Annotated in this window: 19 protein-coding genes; 3 read left to right on the top strand and 16 right to left on the bottom strand. The window is 71.2% G+C overall.

Annotation, left to right across the window (positions count from 1 at the left end; all coding sequences use genetic code 11):
* From AC3YNX_RS02480 to AC3YNX_RS02430, 11 genes are all read right to left on the bottom strand, one after another.
* The gene (locus AC3YNX_RS02480; RefSeq protein WP_241249153.1) at positions 1-954 is read right to left on the bottom strand and encodes an urease accessory protein UreD; all 954 of its coding nucleotides are present in this window, start codon (positions 952-954) and stop codon (positions 1-3) included.
* Entirely contained in the window at positions 951-1,619 is a 669-nt protein-coding gene (gene ureG, locus AC3YNX_RS02475) for an urease accessory protein UreG (protein ID WP_127784162.1), read from the bottom strand. The genes AC3YNX_RS02480 and ureG overlap by 4 nt, the downstream gene beginning before the upstream one ends.
* A 19-nt stretch (positions 1,620-1,638) precedes the next feature.
* Positions 1,639-2,361, bottom strand: coding sequence for an urease accessory protein UreF (locus AC3YNX_RS02470; RefSeq protein ID WP_489994498.1), 723 nt, complete (start codon positions 2,359-2,361; stop codon positions 1,639-1,641).
* Positions 2,345-2,986, bottom strand: a complete 642-nt coding sequence (locus AC3YNX_RS02465) for an urease accessory protein UreE (protein ID WP_489994497.1) — start codon at positions 2,984-2,986, stop codon at positions 2,345-2,347. Before AC3YNX_RS02465 ends, AC3YNX_RS02470 begins: the two co-directional genes overlap by 17 nt.
* 9 nt (positions 2,987-2,995) lie before the next feature.
* Complete coding sequence (locus AC3YNX_RS02460) at positions 2,996-4,714, bottom strand: urease subunit alpha (RefSeq protein ID WP_127784160.1); 1,719 nt, start codon at positions 4,712-4,714, stop codon at positions 2,996-2,998.
* A gap of 44 nt (positions 4,715-4,758) precedes the next feature.
* On the bottom strand, positions 4,759-5,184 hold the full coding sequence (locus tag AC3YNX_RS02455; protein WP_127784159.1) for an urease subunit beta: 426 nt from the start codon (positions 5,182-5,184) through the stop codon (positions 4,759-4,761).
* A 44-nt stretch (positions 5,185-5,228) separates the two neighbouring features.
* Complete coding sequence (locus tag AC3YNX_RS02450) at positions 5,229-5,531, bottom strand: urease subunit gamma (RefSeq protein ID WP_127784158.1); 303 nt, start codon at positions 5,529-5,531, stop codon at positions 5,229-5,231.
* A 372-nt stretch (positions 5,532-5,903) separates the two neighbouring features.
* On the bottom strand, positions 5,904-6,383 hold the full coding sequence (locus AC3YNX_RS02445) for a PLDc N-terminal domain-containing protein (protein ID WP_489994496.1): 480 nt from the start codon (positions 6,381-6,383) through the stop codon (positions 5,904-5,906).
* Between the two features lie 281 nt (positions 6,384-6,664).
* Positions 6,665-7,936: a competence/damage-inducible protein A gene (locus tag AC3YNX_RS02440; protein WP_489994495.1), complete on the bottom strand. Its 1,272-nt coding sequence runs from the start codon at positions 7,934-7,936 to the stop codon at positions 6,665-6,667.
* A gap of 72 nt (positions 7,937-8,008) precedes the next feature.
* Positions 8,009-9,145: an oxidoreductase gene (locus AC3YNX_RS02435; RefSeq protein WP_489994494.1), complete on the bottom strand. Its 1,137-nt coding sequence runs from the start codon at positions 9,143-9,145 to the stop codon at positions 8,009-8,011.
* Complete coding sequence (locus AC3YNX_RS02430) at positions 9,142-9,624, bottom strand: nuclear transport factor 2 family protein (protein WP_489994493.1); 483 nt, start codon at positions 9,622-9,624, stop codon at positions 9,142-9,144. The genes AC3YNX_RS02435 and AC3YNX_RS02430 overlap by 4 nt, the downstream gene beginning before the upstream one ends.
* Before the next feature lie 80 nt (positions 9,625-9,704).
* On the opposite strand from AC3YNX_RS02430, the gene AC3YNX_RS02425 reads away from it, so the two are divergent.
* Positions 9,705-10,727 (top strand): magnesium transporter CorA family protein, encoded by a 1,023-nt coding sequence (locus AC3YNX_RS02425; protein ID WP_241249142.1) that lies wholly within the window; start codon positions 9,705-9,707, stop codon positions 10,725-10,727.
* Here the strand turns inward: AC3YNX_RS02425 and AC3YNX_RS02420 are convergent.
* Both AC3YNX_RS02420 and AC3YNX_RS02415 read right to left on the bottom strand, forming a co-directional pair.
* Entirely contained in the window at positions 10,724-13,264 is a 2,541-nt protein-coding gene (locus AC3YNX_RS02420; RefSeq protein ID WP_489994492.1) for an amino acid adenylation domain-containing protein, read from the bottom strand. The two genes, AC3YNX_RS02425 and AC3YNX_RS02420, sit on opposite strands and share 4 nt — an antisense overlap.
* Positions 13,265-13,435: 171 nt before the next feature.
* Entirely contained in the window at positions 13,436-14,230 is a 795-nt protein-coding gene (locus AC3YNX_RS02415; protein WP_241249139.1) for a M23 family metallopeptidase, read from the bottom strand.
* 258 nt (positions 14,231-14,488) lie between these two features.
* Here AC3YNX_RS02415 and AC3YNX_RS02410 point away from each other — a divergent pair, with 258 nt between their 5' ends.
* Positions 14,489-14,839, top strand: a complete 351-nt coding sequence (locus AC3YNX_RS02410; protein WP_127784152.1) for a UBP-type zinc finger domain-containing protein — start codon at positions 14,489-14,491, stop codon at positions 14,837-14,839.
* Between the two features lie 36 nt (positions 14,840-14,875).
* Here the strand turns inward: AC3YNX_RS02410 and AC3YNX_RS02405 are convergent, their stop codons facing one another.
* From AC3YNX_RS02405 to AC3YNX_RS02395, 3 genes are all read right to left on the bottom strand, one after another.
* A complete protein-coding gene (locus AC3YNX_RS02405; RefSeq protein WP_489982004.1) occupies positions 14,876-15,463 on the bottom strand; it encodes an HhH-GPD-type base excision DNA repair protein in 588 nt (195 codons plus the stop codon).
* Positions 15,463-17,175, bottom strand: coding sequence for a glucose-6-phosphate isomerase (pgi, locus tag AC3YNX_RS02400; RefSeq protein ID WP_489994491.1), 1,713 nt, complete (start codon positions 17,173-17,175; stop codon positions 15,463-15,465). Before pgi ends, AC3YNX_RS02405 begins: the two co-directional genes overlap by 1 nt.
* A gap of 76 nt (positions 17,176-17,251) precedes the next feature.
* Entirely contained in the window at positions 17,252-17,683 is a 432-nt protein-coding gene (locus tag AC3YNX_RS02395) for a nuclear transport factor 2 family protein (protein ID WP_489982557.1), read from the bottom strand.
* Positions 17,684-17,806: 123 nt separating this feature from the next.
* Here AC3YNX_RS02395 and ilvD point away from each other — a divergent pair, with 123 nt between their 5' ends.
* Positions 17,807-19,513, top strand: a complete 1,707-nt coding sequence (gene ilvD / locus AC3YNX_RS02390; RefSeq protein ID WP_127784149.1) for a dihydroxy-acid dehydratase — start codon at positions 17,807-17,809, stop codon at positions 19,511-19,513.
* The last annotated feature ends 318 nt before the right edge of the window (positions 19,514-19,831 follow it).

The raw sequence follows: 19,831 nt of genomic DNA, 5'->3' as shown, positions 1-19,831 counted from the left end.
TCAGCCCCACAGCGGCTTGTCGGGGATGGGCTGGTCCAGCACCTCGTGGCGCACCAGCCGCCAGAACTCGCGGATCGCGGCGTGCACCGGCTCGGTCTCGGTGCCCAGCACCTTGAACACGAGCCCGGCCTGGTGCGGCAGCACGCTGGCGCCGCACACCACCCGTCCGTCTGCGGAGGGACCGGTGGGCACCTGCTCGAGGACGGCGGCAGCGTGGTGGGCGGGGGTGAGCAGGAAGACGTTGCCGAACACGTCGTGCTCGCCCATCACGCCCGCCTGCCGCACCGAGCGCTGCTTGGGCTCCACCAGCAGCTTCTCGGTGAACAGGTGCTCGCCGTCGGGGCGTCGCGCCGTCATCCCCATGGACAGCAGGTCGTAGACGAACAGCTCACCGCCGGCGTGGTGCTTGCGTCCACCGAGGACCACCTCGGAGTACAACAGCGTGGCGGTGGGGTGGATGGTGACCTCGGTGCGCGCCAGGTACCGGGTGTCTCGGTGCGGGATCAGCGTGCCCGGCATGAGCTCGAGGTAGGAGTCCTCGTCCAGGGTGAGCGTCTGCACCATGGAGGCGAAGTTGGCATCCATCCGGTGCACCTTGGTGGCCGACTGGGTGGTCACGTGCGCCATCGAGCCCGGCTCCATGTCGATGCGCACGTACAGCCGGTCCCCCTGCAGCACGCAGCCGGAGGTGGAGATCATGTAGACGCACGGCAGCCCGCGCACCACCGGGTCCCAGTACAGCGCCTGCTGCACCAGCAGCGGCGTCTTGCGGTACAAGTCGGTCATCAGCGACCGGTCGCCGCGCTGGGCGAACCGCATCCGCAGGATCCCGGTCTTCATGAACCCGCCGGCCGGGGCTTGCCCCGGCTCGTCCTGGTACGGGGCCAGCTCCGGCACGTCGAGCAGCTCGGTGGGCAGCTCGTCCAGCGCCTCGGACGACTCGACGGTGGTCACGGGCCCGCCGTGCCGGCAGCAGCCACCCCGTTGCTGGTGCCCTTGTCGCTGCTGTCGAAGAGCACGCCGTGGTCGATCAGCTCGACCACCTGCTGGATGCCCTCGCCGGTCATGCAGTTGGTGAACACGTAGGGCTTGCCCGGCCGCATCAGCGCGGAGTCCCGGTCCATCACCCCGAGGTCGGCGTGCACGTAGGGGGCCAGGTCGGTCTTGTTGATCACCAGGATGTCCGACTGCGAGATGCCGGGGCCGTCCTTGCGCGGGATCTTGTCGCCGGCGGCCACGTCGATGACGTAGATGAAGTAGTCCACCAGGGCCGGGCTGAACGTGAGGGTCAGGTTGTCGCCCCCGCTCTCGATGAAGACCACGTCGGTCTCCGGGAACTGGGTCTCCATGTCCTCGACCGCGGCGAGGTTCATGCTCGGGTCCTCGCGAACGGCGGTGTGCGGGCAGGCGCCCGTCTCCACGCCCACGATCCGCTCCTCCACCAGCACGCCCTTGAGGGCGCGGCGCACGTGCTTGGCGTCCTCGGTGGTCACCACGTCGTTGGTGATCACCAGCACGGTGGTGCCCCGCTTCACCAGCTCTGGCGTGATCGCCTCGATGAGCGCGGTCTTGCCCGAGCCCACGGGCCCCCCGACACCGATGCGCGTCGTCTTCTTCATGTGTCTCCTCTGGTGCTCGCTAGTTCATGAACATCCGGACGTGGGCCTGCACGTGCACCGCAGCGAGCACGTCGGTCATCGGGGCGAAGGTGCACATGTCGGTGAGCGCACGGTCGCGCACCAGGGCGTACTCCGCGGCGGCCTGCTCGTTGACCGCGAAGAGGATCGACTGGGTGGTGGTGTGGTCCACCCGCAGCAGGCGCAGGGCGGCGCCCAGGATGGTCATCGCCACGCCGTACTGGTGCACGGCGAAGGCGTCCTCCTCCGGCGAGCCCATCTCGGCGAACACCACTCCCAGCCCGGCGGGGAACGTCCCCGGCGCCTCGCCGCTGGTGATCGCGGACAACCACGTGCCGAGCACCGGGTTCTCGGTGTTCTCGGTGAGCCGGGTGCCCAGCTGGCCCAGCTTCTTGCCCATGCGCACCGACATCAGCCGGGTCTCCTCGTTGAGCTTGCGCACGGTCACCGCGTGGTCGGCGCTGAGCACACCGGCGAAGTCCCCGGCCAGCGCCGCCCGGTGCGCCTGCAGCACCGCGACCCCGTCCCCGGTCGCCGCCTGGTGGGTGGCGGTGTGGACGTACTCCCGCAGGCTCTCCGGGCCGGTCACCTCCTGCTGGGCGACCGCCGACTCCAGGCCGCTGGAGAAGGAGAAGGCCCCGATCGGCAGCATCGAGTCACCGAACTCCATCACCCGCATGGTGCGGGTGATGGCGTCCGGGCCCGTCTCAGGCGAGCGGGTCATGGGTGTGGCCCTCGCCCTCGCGCGCAGCGGCGCCGAACAGCCGCCGCGCCTCGTGCGGGGCCAGGTAGGGGATGACCTCGGCGCCGGGCAGGAAGCTGTGGCTGACCCCCTCGAAGGCGTGGGTCCGCATCACCGAGCCCATCACCGCCTTGTCCACGGTGAGCGGGACGTAGACCTTGGTGCCCTTGACCACCGCGGGCCAGTGCTGGTTGCCCAAGGCGTGGCCGAGCTCCAGGCAGGTCTGCACCACCGTCTCCGGAGCCTGGCCGAGCACCCCGGCCAGGTCCACCTCCAGGACGTCCTTGAGGTCGATCCGTGCGACCACGGCAGTGGCGCTGGGCTCGTCCCAGGCCAGCACGTCGCCGTCGCGCAGCTGGGCGCCGCGCTCCAGCGACAGCGTTACCTCGTGCCCGTCCTCCGTGGTCCGGCGCAGCCGGCTCTTCTGCGCCTCCCACTGGTCCAGGGCGAGCACGTCCACGGTGGCGCTCGCCAGCTGTCGCTGCCAGCTCTCGTCGCTGGTGTTGCCCAGGATCGCCTCGACCCGCAGCGGCTGGGTCGGGTGGGCCTGCCCGGTCTGGTGCGTCCCGGTCTGGTGCGTCCCGGTCTGGTGCGTGCTGTGTGACAACGGTCCTCCTCAGCTGAAGAAGTGCAGCTGGTTGAGTGCCAGCGACTGTGCCGGCTCGGCGTAGACGTGCTCGCCGTCGGCCTTCACCGCGAAGGTCTCCGGATCGACCTCGATGTCAGGCAAGGCGGTGTTGCGGACCATGTCCTGCTTGGTCAGCTCCCGGCAGTGCCGCACCGGCAGGACGATGCGGTCCAGCTCGAGGCGCTCCTTGATGTCGTTGTCCATCGCGGCCTGGGAGACGAAGGAGATGGTGGTCGCGCCCAGCGCCTTGCCCATCGCTCCGTACATCGGCCGGTAGATCACCGGTTCCGGGGTGGGCAGCGAGGCGTTCGGGTCGCCCATGGCGTACCAGCTCGGCACCCCGGCCTTGATCACCATCTTGGGCTTGGCCCCGAAGAAGGCCGGCTCCCACAGCACCAGGTCGGCCATCTTGCCCGTCTCGATGGACCCGAGGACGTGCGCGGTGCCCCACGCCAGCGCCGGGTTGATCGTCACCTTGGCCAGGTAGCGCAGCACGCGGAAGTTGTCGTTGCCGGCCGCGTCCTCGGGGAGCTTGCCCCTGGCCTTCTTCATGGCGTCGGCCAGCTGGATGGCGCGCAGGAACGACTCCCCGACGCGTCCCATGGCCTGGGAGTCGCTGCTGATGATGGAGATGGCGCCCATGTCGTGCAGCACGTTCTCCGCCCCGATGGTCTCCGGCCGCACCCGGCTCTCGGCGAAGGCGACGTCCGAGGGGACCTTGGGGTTGAGGTTGTGGCAGACCATGATCATGTCGAAGAGCTCGGCCTGGGAGTTGATGCCGTAGGGGATGGTCGGGTTGGTCGAGCTGGGCAGCACGTTGTTGTAGCTGGCCACGCGCAGCAGGTCGGGCGCGTGCCCGCCGCCGGCTCCCTCGGTGTGGTACGTGTGGATCGTCCGGCCCTCGAAGGCGGCGATGGTGTCCTCCACGTAGCCGGACTCGTTGAGGGTGTCGGTGTGGATGGCTACGCCGACGTCCTGCTCGTCGGCCACCGCCAGGCAGGCTCGGACGGCGGACGGCGTGGACCCCCAGTCCTCGTGGATCTTGAACCCGGCGGCGCCATTGATGATCTGCTCGGCCAGCGAGCGCGGGTTGGAGCTGTTGCCCTTGCCGCACAGCCCGATGTTGATCGGGATCCCCTCGTAGGCGCGCAGCATCTGCGCCAGGTTGTAGGTGCCTGCGGTGATGGTGGTGCCGTTGGTGCCGTCGGTGGGACCCATGCCGCCGCCGAAGAGGGTGGTGATGCCGTTGCTCAGTGCGGCCTCGGCCTGCTGCGGCGCGATCATGTGCACGTGGGCGTCGGTGGCGGCGGCCGTGAGGATCATCTTCTCGCCGGAGATGGAGTCGGTGCCGGTCCCGGTGGTCATCCCCACGGTGACGCCGGCCATGGTGGAGGAGTTGCCCGCCTTGCCCACGCCGGCGATGCGGCCGTTCTTGATGCCGACGTCGGCCTTCACCACGCCGATGGTCGGGTCGACCACCACCACGTTGGTGATCACCAGGTCGAGGGCGTCGTTCTCGCTGGTCGCCGAGGCGTCCGAGCCCATGCCGTCGCGAAAGGTCTTGCCGCCGCCGTAGATGATCTCGTCGCCGATCACCCGCAGGTCCTGCTCCACCTCCACGTACAGGTCGGTGTCGCCCAGACGGATCTTGTCCCCGGTGGTGGCGCCGAACAGCCCGGAGTACTCGAGCCTCGAAATCTCAGCCATGTGGTCTGTCCTTTCAACGATCAGGGGTCTGAGCAGGGTCGAGGTCAGCTGCCGGAGAAGCCGAGCTCCTTGGCGCGCTGGGCGGCCTCGGCGGCGCGCGGCCGGTAGCCGGCCTCGACCGGGGCCCAGCCGTTGACCAGGTCGTTGAAGCCGTGCACCCGCTGCTTGCCGGCGAACGGGACCAGGGGGACGTCCTTCTGGTCACCCGGCTCGAAGCGGATGGCCGTTCCGGCAGGAATGTCCAGGCGCCACCCGAAGGTCTCGGCGCGGGGGAAGGACAGGGCGCGGTTGACCTCCATGAAGTGGAAGTGCGAGCCGACCTGGACGGGCCGGTCGCCGGTGTTCTTGACCGTGACGGTCTTGCGCTCGCGACCTGCGTTCAGCTCGACCGGCTCCTCGCGCAGGACGTAGCCCCCGACGGGGGCCTGGTTTCCCTCGGTGGTGGCTCCGGACTTCTGGGGGTTGGACATGCGTGCTCCTCGAGTGGGACGACCTCAGGTGGGTGGGCGGGCAGTCACTGGATGGGGTTGTGCACGGTGACGAGCCGGCTGCCGTCCACGAACACGGCCTCGACCTGGATCTGCTCGATCATGTCGCTGACGCCGGGCATCACGTCGTCGGCGGTGAGCACGTGGGCGGCGCTGTGCATGACGTCTTCCACGGTCTTGCCCTCACGAGCACCGTCCAGCGCGGCGGCCGTGATGATCGCCACCGACTCGGGATGGTTCAGCTTGAGGCCCTTGTCCTTCCGGCGCTGCGCCACCTCGGCGACCATGTAGATCGTCAGCTTGTCCATCTCTCGCGGGGTCAGATGCATCGCTCTCTCCTGCCGGTAGGGACTGGGCCCGGGTGGACGGCTGAGCCACCGGGTGCGCACAGGGGGCGGGCACGGCACGTGGTGCTGGAGCCCCGGCGGGACAGCAGGGTCGTGCTGCTGTTCAAGATTGGCTTCACCGCTAAGCGAGAAGAATGCGTCAACCTGGCCAAGAATGGCCGGAAAGGATGACGGGACGCGAATGTCCTGCAATTATCATTTCTGTCCAGAACGGACAACTATCGTACAAATCTCCTGGTCAACGCCCTAATGGCCGTTGCCGAGAGCATCTTCTCCGACCTGATCGACGGTACGCGCGGTGCGCTCGGGCGGTCAACGTGAGAGCAATTCTCGCGAGCCCAGCCGCCCGGGGTGTCAGCGCGCCGAGACGGTCGGTCCGGCCGCGGTGTCGGTGGTCGCCCCCGCCCCGTCCGTCGCTGGTGCCTGGGGGGCGTCGGACCTACCGGCACCAGTCCGCACGCCGGCCAGTGCGTGCGCCTTGAGCGAGTCGAACTCCTCCCGGCTGATGACGTCCGCGTCGAGCAACCGGCGCGCGGTCTCGATCTGCTCTGCCGGCGAGGTGCCGGCGACCTGCCTGATGTAGGCCGCCTCGCGCTGCTGCTCGGCCTGCATCGACCGGCGGGAGCGCTGGGCCATCCCGTCCCCCCGGACGACCAGGTACACCAGGGAGGTGAGGACGGGGAAGAGCAGCAGGAAGACCACCCAGGCCGCCTTCGCCCCGCCACTGGTCTCGTGGTCGGAGAAGAGGTCCGCGAAGATGGAGAACAGGATCACCAGGTAGGCGATGAACCCGAAGACGATGACGATGTACCAGAAGACTTCCCAGAACGACATGGCGTGGTCCTTGTCTCGCGCGGCCCTGGAGGGGCCGGTCGAGGAACCGGGTCGTGCTCGCGGTGCGCCGCCGTTGGCGGAGCCGATCCCTCGCGGGAGGAGCAGCTGGTTGGCCGTCCTCCGGGCCGCGCCAGAGGAGCTGCTCACCGGTGGAACAGCCGGCACGCGCACGCGCCGGCTTCCTCACTGTACTGCGCAAAACCGCTGGTAGGAGCGCCGCAGTGGTGCGCGGTCGTCGAGGTTCGGTGGTCGTTCGCTGCGGTTCGCGCTGGGACTGGCGCTCAGCAGAGCAGCTCGCGGAGCAGGTGCATGGCCACGATGACCGAGCGCTCCCGCACGTCGGCCCGCGAGCCCGGCACCCGGATCTCGCGGCTCAGCGTGCGCTCCGGACTGCTGGCGCACAGGTGCACCAGGCCCACCGGCTTCTCCGGCGTGCCGCCGCCGGGCCCGGCCACCCCGGTGATGCCCACCCCGACGTCGGCCCCCAGCCGCTCGCGCACGCCGGTGGCCAGCGCCTCGCCGACCTCCTTGCTCACCGCGCCGACCGCCTCGACCAGCTCGGCCGGCACCCCCACCACGCCGCTCTTCACCGCGTTGGCGTACGCCGCGACCCCGCCCAGCACGCGCACCGAGGAACCGGGCGGGTTGGTCAGCCGGGCCACCAGCAGGCCCGCGGTGCAGCTCTCGGCGGTGGCGATGGTCCAGCCCCGCCCGTCCAGCAGGTCGGCCACCTGGTCGTCCACGGTGGACCCGTCGGTGGAGTACACCGCGTGGGGGTAGGTGTCGGCCATGGTGCGGGCCAGCCGCTGGTAGGCCTCCTCGGCGTCCGGCTCGTAGCGGGTGACCACCTCCAGCTCGCCGCCCCGCAGGCAGGTCGTCACCTCGAGGTCGCCCAGCACGTCGTCCAGGCCACGCAGGGTGGCGGCCAGCTCGGGCTCCTGCACGCCCCACAGGCGCAGCGTCTGCTGGCGCAGCTCGGCCCGCTCGGCGAGCGCGGTGCGCACCAGCGGCGAGGCCACCGCGGCCGGCCACATCCCCTGCAGCTCACGCGGCGGGCCCGGCAGCACCAGCACGGGCGGGCCGCTGCGGCCCTCGGCCACCGGGACCACCAGCCCGGGGGCGGTGCCCACCGGCTCGAGCACCTCGGCGCCCTCGGGGACCATCGCCTGCTTGCGGATCCCGGCGGCGGCGGCCTCGGCGTCGATGTTCCAGCGCAGTCGGGCGGAGAGTCGCTCGATGATCGCGGCCACCCGCTGCTGCAGCTGGGGGTCCAGCCGCGACTGCCGGCCCTGGAACTCGCCGACCACGGCGGCGGTGAGGTCGTCGGCGGTGGGCCCCAGGCCGCCACTGGTGATCACCAGGTCGACGCCGGTGCTCACCGCGAAGGACAGCGCGGCGGTCAGCTCGCCGGGGCGGTCGCCGACCACCACGGTGTGGCTGATGTCCACCCCGAGCAGGCGGAGCTGCTCGGCCAGCCACGGGCCGTTGCGGTCGGCCACCCGACCGGTGAGAACCTCGGTGCCGGTGACGACGACGGCTGCGCGTGCGCTCATCGGCTCAGCCTAAGGGGCGCAGGTGGCGTCGACCGGCGGACGCCGGCGGCACGGCCCAGCAGAGCGAGTGGGTCAGTACAGGCGGCGCAGGTGCTCGCGGGGGTTGAACAGCGGCAGGTCGGCGCCGGAGACCAGCGTGCCGGCCACGGCGGGGTCGGCCAGGTGCAGCCGGCCCACGGCGACCAGGTCGAACTCGTCGGCGCCCAGGCGCTCCAGCAGCCCGTCCAGGCTGGCCGGCAGCGCGGGCGCGGCGTCGCGCAGCGAGGCGGTCAGCCCCACGCTGCCCACCGCCATGCTCAGCGCGCCGGTGAGCTTCTTGGCCCACCCCGCCAGGGTGAGGTCGCTGCCGTCGAACGCGGGAGCGTCGAAGTAGCGGGCGCTGGCGTCGAGGACGTCCACCCCCGCCTCGACCAGTGCGCCGAGCACCACGCCGAGCTCCTCGGGGGTCTGGGCGGTGCGAGCGGTGTAGTCCTGCTGCTTGTGCTGGGAGAAGCGGAAGAACAGGGCAGCGTCGGTGCCGATGGCGGCGCGGATGGCGCGCACCACCTCCGCCGGGAAGCGGGTGCGGGACACCAGGTCACCACCCCAGTGGTCGGTGCGGGTGTTGGTGGAGTCCCACAGGAAGGCGTCCAGCAGGTAGCCGTGGCCGCCGTGCACGGCGACGCCGTCGAAGCCCACGTCCATGGCGTTGCGGGCGGAGCGGGCGAAGGCGTCGATCACCGCGGTGATGTCGTCGTCGGTCATCGCCGGGGTGGGCACCGAGGCAGCCTCGATGTAGGCCTCGGGGTAGACGGTGCGCCCGACCTTGCCCCAGGTGCCGGAGGGACGCATGGACACCGCGTGGGAGTCCACCGCGTTCATCGCGCCCCACAACGGACCCACGTGCCACAGCTGCGGGATGATCCGGCCGCCCTCGGCGTGCACCGCCTCCACCACGCGCCGCCACCCCTCGAGGGCGGCCGGGTCGTGCAGGTTGGGCACGTTGTCGCTGTCCACCGCGCTGTGGTGGTCGACGGCCACACCCTCGGTGACCACCAGGCCCGTGCCGCCCGCGGCCCGGCGACGGTAGTAGTCGAGCACGTCCGGCCCGGGCACCCCGCCGGGGGAGTGCTGCCGGGTCATCGGCGACATCACCACCCGGTTGGGCAGCTGCAGCGACCGCACCGAGAGCGGGCGGGCGAGGGGGGAGGTGGCCAGGCTGGAAGTCACGTCGATGCGCTCCGGTAGTCGTAGAAGCCGGGGGTGGTGTCCACCCGCAGCCGGGTGAGCCTGCGGTGGCTGATCAGCCACGCGCCGTCCACCTTGCGGTACTGCTCGTGGTAGTGGCCGAAGCCGTGCAGCAGCTCGTCCTGGTCCCCGTTGCGCCACCAGAGCTTGTCCTCCATCGCCCAGGTGCCGTGGGCGGTGGTGTCGGAGTCCAGCACGATCTCGGGGGTGTGCCCGTGGTGCACGCTGGTGACGGTGGTGGGGCCGTCCAGGGTGGTGCGGATGGCCCGGGTGAGGGCCTCGCGACCGATCACCTGCCGGCCCACGTAGGCCTCGCTGACCACGTCCGGGGTGTGCAGCTCGCCGTAGCGGTCCCACTGCTTGGTGTCCATCACCCGCAGGCGCTGGGCGAAGAGCCGCTTGATCTCCTCGATGGCGAGCAGCTGCTCGGCCAAGCTCGTCGTCAGCGCTGGCGGGGTCACGCCTGGGACCGTCGCACCACGATCACCGACGGTCAACGTCCGGACCTGCTCAGTGGGACCGCGGCTGGCACACTGGCGCAGTGATCGACATCGAGCCGGGCCGCGCGTGCGCCCAGACCCCCACCCGCTGCGACGCCCGCACCCGGCTGTACCGCGACGGGGTGCTGGAGTCCGAGGGCTTCCCGGTGGAGCAGATCAGCGACCACCTGGGCGACGACCGGGTGGTGGTGTGGCTGGACCTGCTCGACCCCGAGCTGGACGACCTGGTGGTGCTCTCCGAGGAGTTCGGGCTGCACCCGCTGGCGCTGGAGGACGCGGTGCACGACCACCAGCGGCCGAAGGTGGACCGCTACGGCACGCACCTGTTCCTCACCTCCTACGGCGCCTGGCTGGACACCGACAGCGCCGAGCTGCAGACCACCGAGGTGGCCGCCTTCGTCCTGCCGCAGGCGCTGATCACCGTGCGCAAGGACGACCGGCTGCGCATCGAGAAAGTCATGCAGCGCTGGGACGACAACAGCGACCTGGCCAAGCACGGGGTGGCGTTCCTGCTGCACGGGCTGCTGGACTTCATCGTGGACGGCCACTTCGAGACGGTGCAGCTCCTCGACGACGCGATCGAGGACCTCGAGGACCAGCTGTTCTCCGACGAGCCGCAGGGCAAGGAGGTGCAGCGTCGCAGCTACGAGCTGCGCAAGTCGCTGGTGCTCACCCGGCGGGTGGTGATGCCCATGCGCGAGGTGCTCAACACGGTGATGCGTCGCGACCTGCACGTGCTCGACGAGGAGATGCTGCACTACTTCCACGACGTCTACGACCACGTCCTGCGCGCCACGGAGTGGACCGAGAGCCTGCGCGACCTGGTGACCACCGTGCTGGACACGCACCTGACCATGCAGGGCAACCGGCTGAACGAGATCATGCGCCGGCTCACGGCGTGGGCGGCGATCATCGCCATCCCCACCGCCATCACCGGCTTCTACGGGCAGAACGTGCCCTACCCCGGCTTCGAGCAGTGGTGGGGCTTCCTCTGCAGCCTGGCGCTGATGGTGGGTGTCGCGGGCGGTCTGTTCCTGGGCTTCCGCCGCAAGGGCTGGCTCTAGCTCTCCACCGGCGCGGGCTCGGCCTGGGCCGTTGCGGCGCCCTTGTCTGCCTCGGTGCGGATGCCGGTCAGGATGGCGGTGGCCATGTCCTCCACGTGCGGAACCTGCAGCAGCGAGGCGTGATCGCCGACGAAGGTGTGCACCCGCAGCGGCCCCCGGTGCAGCTCGCGCCAGCCGAAGCTGGAGTCTCCGCTCTCCGCAACGGACTCGGTGGTCACGAACAGCTCCGCGGGCAGGTCCAGCCCAGGCCGGTCGTAGCGGGCGCCGACGACGTTGGCGGCCCGGATGTCGAACACCTCGTCCGGGGCCGCGGCGTGCACCCCCTGGCGCAACGCCCGCAGCGGCACCTCGCGCAGCTTCTGCAGCCGGTGGCGCCAGCCGTGCTCACGCAGACGCTGCAGGCGGGCCCACAGCGACAGCGCCGGCAAGGCGGTCCGGCACGCCGTCGGCGCGGGCGCGTCCAGCAGCCCCACCCACTGCACCTGCTCGCCGGCCTCGCTGAGCCGCCGAGCCAGCTCGTAGGCGACGAGCCCACCCACGGAGAACCCCGCCAGCAGGTACGGGCCGTGCGGCTGGACGTCGCGGATGGTGGCCAGCATGGGCTCCGCCAGGTGCTCCACCGTCTCGTCCTTGGCGAAGCGCCCGTTCGGGTCGGCCGGGGTGAGGGCGTGCACCGGGAGCTGCGCGCCCCAGGTGCGGGTGAGGTGCCGACGGCTCATCGCCGAGGGCAGGTCGGGGTAGACGCAGAACAGCGGCGCCAGTGCCTCCCCGAGCTCCGGTGTCGGGCCGCCGTCCAGCAGGGCCGCCAGCCCGGCCACGGTGGTGCCGCGGTCGAGGAAGTCGCGCACGGTCAGGGTGGGCCCGGGCTGCTCGTTGAGCCCGGCCACCAGGCGGGCGGCGAGCAGGGAGTCGCCCCCCAGCACGAAGAAGTCGGCGTGCACGTCGGTGACCGGCGCGGGCAGCACCGAGGTCCACAGCGCCGCCACCCGCTGCTCGGTGGCGGTGCGCGGCGCGGTGGCGTCCTGGGTGGCGTGCTCCACGCCGGGCGCGGGCAGGGCCCGGCGGTCCAGCTTGCCGCTGCTGGTGCGGGGCAGCGCGTCCAGGTGCACCACGGCGCTGGGCACCATGTAGTCGGGCAGGCGCTCGCGCACCCAGCTGCGCAGCTCCACCGCGGTGGGCTGGGGCTCGGTGGTCTCGGCCTGCCGGGCGCGGGCCTCGGGGGTGCCGATGACGTAGGCGACCAGCTGCAGCTCGCCGTCGGTGTTCTCCCGGGCGATGACGCTGCAGCTGCGCACCTCCGGGTGCCCGGCCAGCACGGCCTCCACCTCACCCGGCTCCAGCCGGTAGCCGCGGATCTTCACCTGGTCGTCGCCGCGGCCGAGGTGCTGCAGGCGACCGTCGGCCAGCACGCGGCCCAGGTCGCCGGTGCGGTAGAACCGAGCGCCGGCGGCGTCGGTGCCGAAGCGCGCGCTGTGCTCCTCCGGGCGGTTGAGGTAGCCGCGGGTGACGCCGGCCCCGCTGATCACGATCTCGCCGGTCTCACCGTCGGGCACCGGCTGGCCCTGCGCGTCGCACACCTGCACCTGGGTGCCGGGCAGTGCGCGGCCGACGGTCACCGTGTCACCGGCCGTGACCGGGCCGACGGTGGACCAGACGGTGGTCTCGGTGGGGCCGTAGACGTTCCACACCGCGGCGCACGCCTCGAGCAGCCGGCGGGCCAGGCGGTCGGTGAGCGGCTCCCCGCCGGCGACCGCCACCAGCCGGCGGTCGCCCCGCCAGCCCCCGTCCAGCATGGCCGTCCAGGTGGTGGGGGTGGCGTTCATGACGGTGGCGCCGGAACGCTGCACCAGCGCACCGAGCGAGTAGGGGTCGGCGGCCTCGTCCTCGGTGGGCAGGATCAGCCGCGCGCCGGTGGCGAGGGTGCTGAAGATGTCGCCGACGGAGACGTCGAAGGTGTACGCGGCCAGGGACAGCACGGAGTCGGTGGGGCCGATGCCGAGGGCGGGGAAGAGCTCGCGCACCAGGCGAGCGATGTTGTGCTGCTCCACGAGCACGCCCTTGGGCAGACCGGTGGAGCCGGAGGTGTAGAGGATGTAGGCGACGTCGTCGCGGGCCGGGTCGGTCCGGCCTGCCGTGCCCGTGGGGTGCGGACCCGGGCGGTCGGCGTCGGGGCTCGCGTCCAGCAGCAGCACCGGCAGGTCGGCCGGGAGCTTGTCGGACACGGCGGGCAACAGGTCGGTGCGGGTGAGCACCAGCGAGGCGGCGGTGTCGCTGAGCATGAAGCGGCAGCGCTGGACGGGCTGGCGGGCGTCGATGGGCACGTAGGCGGCGCCGCTGAGCAGGATCCCGAGCAGGGCCTCGACGAGGCCGCACGAGCGGTCGAGCACCACCGCCACCACGGTTCCGGGCCCGGCACCGGCCGCGCGGAGGCGGTCGCGCACCTGCGTGGCGCCGGCGACGACCTCGGCGTACGTGCGCTGCTCGCGGCCCACCGTGAGGGCGGCTGCGGAGGGGGTGCGGGCAGCCTGGGCAAGCACGAGGTCACCGACGAGCGATCCGGGCTCAGTCGTCTCGGTGGCCGCCGACGCCAGGGCCGAAGCCCCGGCGTCAGCTCCGTCGTCTGCCGCTACCTGCACTGAGTCCCGCTTCCCCGCCATGGGCAAACCCTAATGCCCAGGTAAACGACTTACCAGGTTTCCCACCGTGTTTCAGATGCGCACGCCGCGCGCCCGCAGCCACTGTGCGGGGTCGACTCGGGTGCCGTTGGGCAGCCGGACCTCGAAGTGCAGGTGCGGGCCGGTGGAGTCGCCGCGGTTGCCGATGTAGGCGATGACGTCGTTGACCTTGACCACGTCACCGACCCGCACCTTGTTGCTGTCGTTGTGGCCGTAGGTGGTGATGGTGCCGTCGGTGTGCTGGATGCGGACCCACAGCCCGAAGCCGCTGGCCGGTCCGGCGCTGATCACCTTGCCGGCGTGGGCAGCGACGATCGGGGTGCCGATCTTGTTGGCGATGTCGATGCCGTAGTGCCAGCTGCCCCAGCGCTCACCGAAGCCGGAGGTGTAGGTGCCCTTGGCGGGCGCCACGTAGGCGGCGGTGGTCGGCTGGCCGGGGTTGTTCCCGCCCACGGTGCCGCCGGACCCGGGCACGTCAGCCTCGGGGTTGCCTGCGTCGGCGAAGGCCTCGAAGCAGGAGGTGAAGCCGTCGGCGGCGGTGAAGACGTCGAAGCGGCCACCGACGAGGTTCTCCACCTGCACGGTCACCTCGTTGAACAGGCAGAACACCAGGTCCAGGGTCGGGTCGGAAGCGGCGGTGGCCACCGCGCTGTTGATGGTCTGCAGCAGCTGGGCGCCCTGCTCCACCAGTGGGACCGGGGCGGGGGCGGGAGCCTGGGCGGACGCCATCGCGGGGGCCGCGGTGAGGGCGATGGTCGAGGCGGCCACGGCGAGCGCGCCACGGGCGATCCAGCGGCGCGGCCGCGTGGGGGTGGGGAGGAGGGACACAGAGAGCTCCTTGACTTGCCCCAGACGAAACGCGTGGCGATTCACCCCGGGCACGGCGGCGGGACGGTACCTCTGGTTGATCGGCACTTACGAGGCGTAGTCAAGCAAACACGCCGAGTTATTTCTCTTCTCCATCAGATTGATGCAGTAGAGCACTCGAGTCACATCTGCACCACCCGTGACCAGTGACGACGGCGGACCTGGTCCGCCGCGCGCTCGGCGGTTGTCACCTCGAGGGCTCCGGCGTTACATGGAGAGATGACCGAGCCCAGCGGTATCAACGTCTCCATCCCGCCCAGCGGCCCCGGCTGCGCGGAGTGCACGAAGACCGGCGGCTGGTGGTACCACCTGCGTCGCTGTGCCGAGTGCGGTCACGTCGGCTGCTGCGACGCCTCGCCGGGCCAGCACGCCAGCGCGCACTTCCGGTCGTCCGGCCACCCGCTCATCCGCAGCTACGAGCCGGGCGAGCACTGGTTCTACGACTTCCGGGACGGGCAGCTCTACGAGGGGCCCGCGCTGGCGTCGCCGGAGACCCACCCCGCCGACCAGCCAGTGCCGGGTCCGGCCGGTCGGGTGCCGCTGGACTGGGAGTCCCAGCTGCACGTCTGAGACTGGCTAGCCCGGCACCTGCTAGCCCGCTGCCTGCTAGTCGGCTGCCTTCTTGGCCTTCGCGGCGGCCTTGGCGGCGCGCTTGAACTCCCGCACCTCGTGCAGCGACGTCCCGTCCACCACGTCGGCCACCGAGCGGCGCCCGTCGGGCTCGCCGTAGTCGCCGGCGGCCTCGCGCCAGCCCTGCGGCTGCACCCCGATCTGCTTGCCCAGCAGGGCCAGGAAGATCCGCGCCTTCTGGTCGCCGTACCCGGGCAGCGCCTTCAGCCGGCGCAGCACCTCGCGGCCGTCGGGGTCGCCGTCGGTCCAGATGCCCTCGGGGCGTCCGTCGTAGTGCTCCACCACGTACTGGCACATCGCCTGGATGCGCTTGGCCATGGAGCCGGGGAAGCGGTGCACCGCGGGCGGCTGCGCGCACAGGGCGGCGAACTCGTCCGGATCTGCAGCGGCGATGCGGGCCAGGTCGAACCCGCCCATGCGCTCGGCGATCTTCTGCGGGCCGCCGAAGGCTGACTCCATCGGCACCTGCTGGTCCAGCAGCATGCCGGTGAGCAGCGCGGCCGAGTTCTCCGCCAGCAGCTCGTCGGCCTCGGGGTCCTGGGCGAGGCAGAGCGTGCGGGCCATCAGACGGCCCGCCCGCGCTGGCGGCGGTAGTAGCGCACCAGGGCGTCGGTGGAGGAGTCGTCCTGGGCCGGGGGCGCGGCGTCGTCGGTGAGCACCGGCGTCAGCTGCTGGGCCTGGGTCTTGCCCAGCTCCACCCCCCACTGGTCGAAGCTGTCGACGCCCCAGATGACGCCCTCCACGAACGTGGCGTGCTCGTAGAGGGCGATCAGCTGACCCACCACCGACGGGGTGAGCAGCGGGGCCAGGATGGAGGTGGTGGGCCGGTTGCCGGGCATCACCTTGTGCGGCACCACGTCGGCCGGGGTGCCCTCCGCGGCGATCTCCGCTGCGGTCTTGCCGAAGGCGAGCACCTTGGTCTGCGCGAACAGGTTGGACATCAGCACGTCGTGCATGCTGCCGCTGCCGTCCATGGTGGCCAGGTCCTCCACCGGCTCGGCGAAGCCGATGAAGTCGGCGGGCACCAGCCGGGTGCCCTGGTGCAGCAGCTGGTAGAACGCGTGCTGGCCGTTGGTGCCGGGCTCGCCCCAGAAGATCTCCCCCGTGCTGGTGGTGACCGGGGTGCCGTCGGCGCGCACCGACTTGCCGTTGCTCTCCATGGTGAGCTGCTGCAGGTAGGCGGGGAAGCGGGCCAGGTCGTTGCTGTAGGGCAGCACCGCGCGGGTCTCGGCGCCGAAGAAGCTGGAGTACCAGACGCCGAGCAGCGCCATCAGCACCGGCGCGTTGCGCTCCAGGGGTGCGGTCTGGAAGTGCTCGTCCACGGCGCGGAAGCCGGCCAGCACCTGCCCGAAGGCCTCCTTGCCGATCGCGCACATCACCGACAGACCGATGGCGGAGTCCACGGAGTACCGGCCGCCCACCCAGTCCCAGAAGCCGAACATGTTGGCCGGGTCGATGCCGAAGTCGCGCACCTTCTCGGTGTTGGTGGACACCGCGACGAAGTGTCGGGCGACGGCGTCGGACTCCGGAGACTGCCCGGCCGCGGGCAGGCCCGCCAGCAGCCAGCGCCGCGCCGCGGTGGCGTTGGTCAGCGTCTCCAGGGTGGAGAAGGTCTTGGACGCCACCACGAACAGCGTGCGGGCCGGGTCGAGGTCGGCGGTCTTGGCGATCAGGTCGGCGGGGTCCACGTTGGACACGAAGCGGCAGCTGATGCCGGCGTCGGCGTAGGCCCGCAGCGCCTGGTACATCATCACCGGGCCCAGGTCGGAGCCGCCGATGCCGATGTTCACCACCGTGGTGATGCGCTCGCCGGTCGCACCCAGCCACTCGCCGGAGCGCACCCGGTCGCTGAACTCGCCCATCCGCTCCAGCACCTCGTGCACGTCGGACACGATGTCCTGGCCGTCCACGCTGAGCTCGGCCTCCTTGGGCAGGCGCAGCGCAGGGTGCAGCACGGCACGGTCCTCGCTGGTGTTGATGTGCGCGCCGGAGAACATCAGGTCACGGCGGCGCTCCACCTCGGCGGCGCGGGCCAGGTCGAGCAGCAGGCGCAGCGTCTCGCGGGTGGCCCGGTGCTTGGAGTAGTCCAGGTACAGCTCGCCGGCGGTGACGGTGAGGTCGCGTCCGCGGTCGGGGTCGTCGGCGAAGATCTGCCGCAGGTGCAGCTCGGCCACCTCGCGGTGGTGCGCGGTGAGCGCCTGCCACTGCGGGGTGGCAGAGAGGTCGGACACGGAGATGTCGGACACTGCTCGGTCCGACGAGGTGGCGTCTGTCATGGCGTCTGCTCCCTTGCCGGCGTGGCCCGTCGCTCCTCATCCTCGCCTGTGGGCGGCAGCCGGCGCTACCGCGCGTTCAGGTTCCGAGGAGGGTGGGCAGGTAGCTGCGCTCCTCGTGGCGAGCCTGGATGCGCCACCCGGCGGGGGTCCGCACGAAGGCGTCGCGGTACCAGAGTCCACAGAGGAACACCTGGGTGGAGCCGTCGTCGGCCGTGCGCAGCATCGGGTTGTGGCAGATGGTCTTCCCCGTCGCGGTGTCGCCGTCCACCACCACCTTGCTGGTGGAGATCATGTGTTGGAAACCACTGAACAGCGGCATCACCTCGGCCAGGAACTTCTTGGTCTCGGCCACGGTGCCCCGGGTGCCACCCATCTCGGTGTAGTCGATGACGGCGTCGGTGGTGAAGACGTCGTCCAGGGCGTCCCAGCTGCGGGTGTCCACCGCGTGGCAGTAGTCCACCAGCAGGTCCTGGATCTCCAGGCGGTCGGAGATCTCGGTCAGGCTCAGGCTCACGGCTACTCCCTCGGGGCGGTGGAACGCGGTGGGACGCTTCCTCGCTGATCGTGCCACCGCTGGGCGGGCCGTAGTGGGCCGCTGCTGCACCGGTGGGCCAGGTCGTAGGCTGCGGGCATGGCTGCGAGCACCTCTTCCGACACCACCACGACTCCCGACATCAAGCCGCGGTCCCGCGACGTCACCGACGGCCTGGAGAGCACCGCCTCGCGCGGGATGCTCCGCGCCGTGGGCATGGGCGACGACGACTTCGCCAAGCCGCAGATCGGGGTGGGGTCGAGCTGGAACGAGATCACCCCCTGCAACCTCTCCCTGGACCGCCTGGCCAAGGCGGTCAAGGAGGGGGTGACCGCGGCCGGTGGCTTCCCGATGGAGTTCGGCACCATCTCCGTCTCCGACGGCATCTCCATGGGCCACGAGGGCATGCACTTCTCGCTGGTCTCCCGCGAGGTCATCGCCGACTCGGTGGAGACGGTGATGAGCGCCGAGCGGATGGACGGCTCCGTGCTGCTCGCCGGCTGCGACAAGTCCCTGCCGGGCATGCTGATGGCCGCCGCGCGCCTGGACCTGGCCAGCGTCTTCCTCTACGCCGGATCCACGCTGCCCGGCAAGGTCGGTGACCGAGAGGTCACCATCATCGACGCCTTCGAGGCGGTCGGAGCCTGCATGCGGGGCCTGATCACCCGCGAGGAGGTCACCGAGATCGAGCGCAACATCTGCCCGGGCGAGGGCGCCTGCGGCGGGATGTACACGGCCAACACCATGGCGTCGGTGGGCGAGGCGCTGGGCATGTCCCTGCCCGGCTCCGCGGCGCCGCCGGCGGTGGACCGTCGCCGGGACGGCTACGCCCGCCAGTCCGGCGAGGCCGTGGTGGAGATGCTGCGCAAGGGCATCACCGCCCGCCAGATCATGACCAAGCCGGCGTTCGAGAACGCCATCGCCGTGGTGATGGCGCTGGGCGGATCTACCAACGCGGTGCTGCACCTGCTGGCCATCGCCCGCGAGGCCGACGTCGACCTCACGCTGTCCGACTTCAACCGCATCGGCGACAAGGTCCCGCACCTGGGTGACCTCAAGCCCTTCGGCCGCTTCGTGATGAACGACGTGGACAAGGCCGGTGGCATCCCGGTGGTGATGCGGGCCCTGCTCGACGCCGGCCTGCTCAACGGTGACTGCCTCACCGTCACCGGCAAGACCATGGCGGAGAACCTGGCTGACATCGCGCCGCCGGACGTGGACGGCACGATCATCCGAGCCATGAGCAACCCCATCCACCCCACTGGTGGGCTGGCGATCCTGCACGGCTCGCTGGCGCCGGAGGGTGCCGTGGTCAAGAGCGCCGGCTTCGACACCGCGGTGTTCGAGGGCACGGCTCGGGTCTTCGACGGCGAGAAGGCGGCGATGGCGGCGCTGGAGGACGGCACCATCAGCGCGGGCGACGTGGTGGTCATCCGGTACGAGGGCCCCAAGGGCGGGCCCGGCATGCGGGAGATGCTGGCGATCACCGGCGCCATCAAGGGCGCGGGCCTGGGCAAGGACGTCCTGCTGCTCACCGATGGCCGCTTCTCTGGTGGCACCACCGGCCTGTGCGTGGGCCACGTGGCGCCGGAGGCGGTGGACGCCGGCCCGATCGCGTTCGTCCGCGACGGCGACCCCATCCGGCTGGACATGGACAAGCGCACCCTGGACGTGCTGGTGGACGAGGCGGAGCTGGAGTCGCGCAAGGAAGGCTGGGCGCCGCGCCAGCACGGCTACACCCGGGGCGTGCTCGCCAAGTACTCCAAGCTGGTCGGCTCGGCCGCAGACGGCGCCATCTGCGGGTAGTCGCTCGCTGCTTGTCCGGAACGGGTCGTCCCCTGGTGGGGGCGGCCCGTTCTGCGCTCTGGGTGAGGGTTCCGGGCGAGCTGGCGCACCGGGCGGAAGGCTGGTGTGGGTAAGGCGCTCGTGCTGGTTACCGGGGCTGACCGCGTGGCGACGATCGACGTTACATCGGGTGCTGGGTCTGGGCTTCCACGTTGGGGGCCACCCATGGTGGCGGCGCCCGGGGTGGTGAGCCGCCGCTGCGCCGCGGCTGTCTGGGCCATCCTGTGGGACTCCTACCTGGCTCCGGTGCTGGTCAGGGGCAGAAATTGTCGGGGCGGG

It is taken from the genome of Rhodococcus sp. Z13_19A (assembly GCF_058133575.1).
The sequence above is the reverse complement of the archived record's forward strand: the minus strand, read 5'-3'. Positions and strand labels throughout refer to the sequence as shown.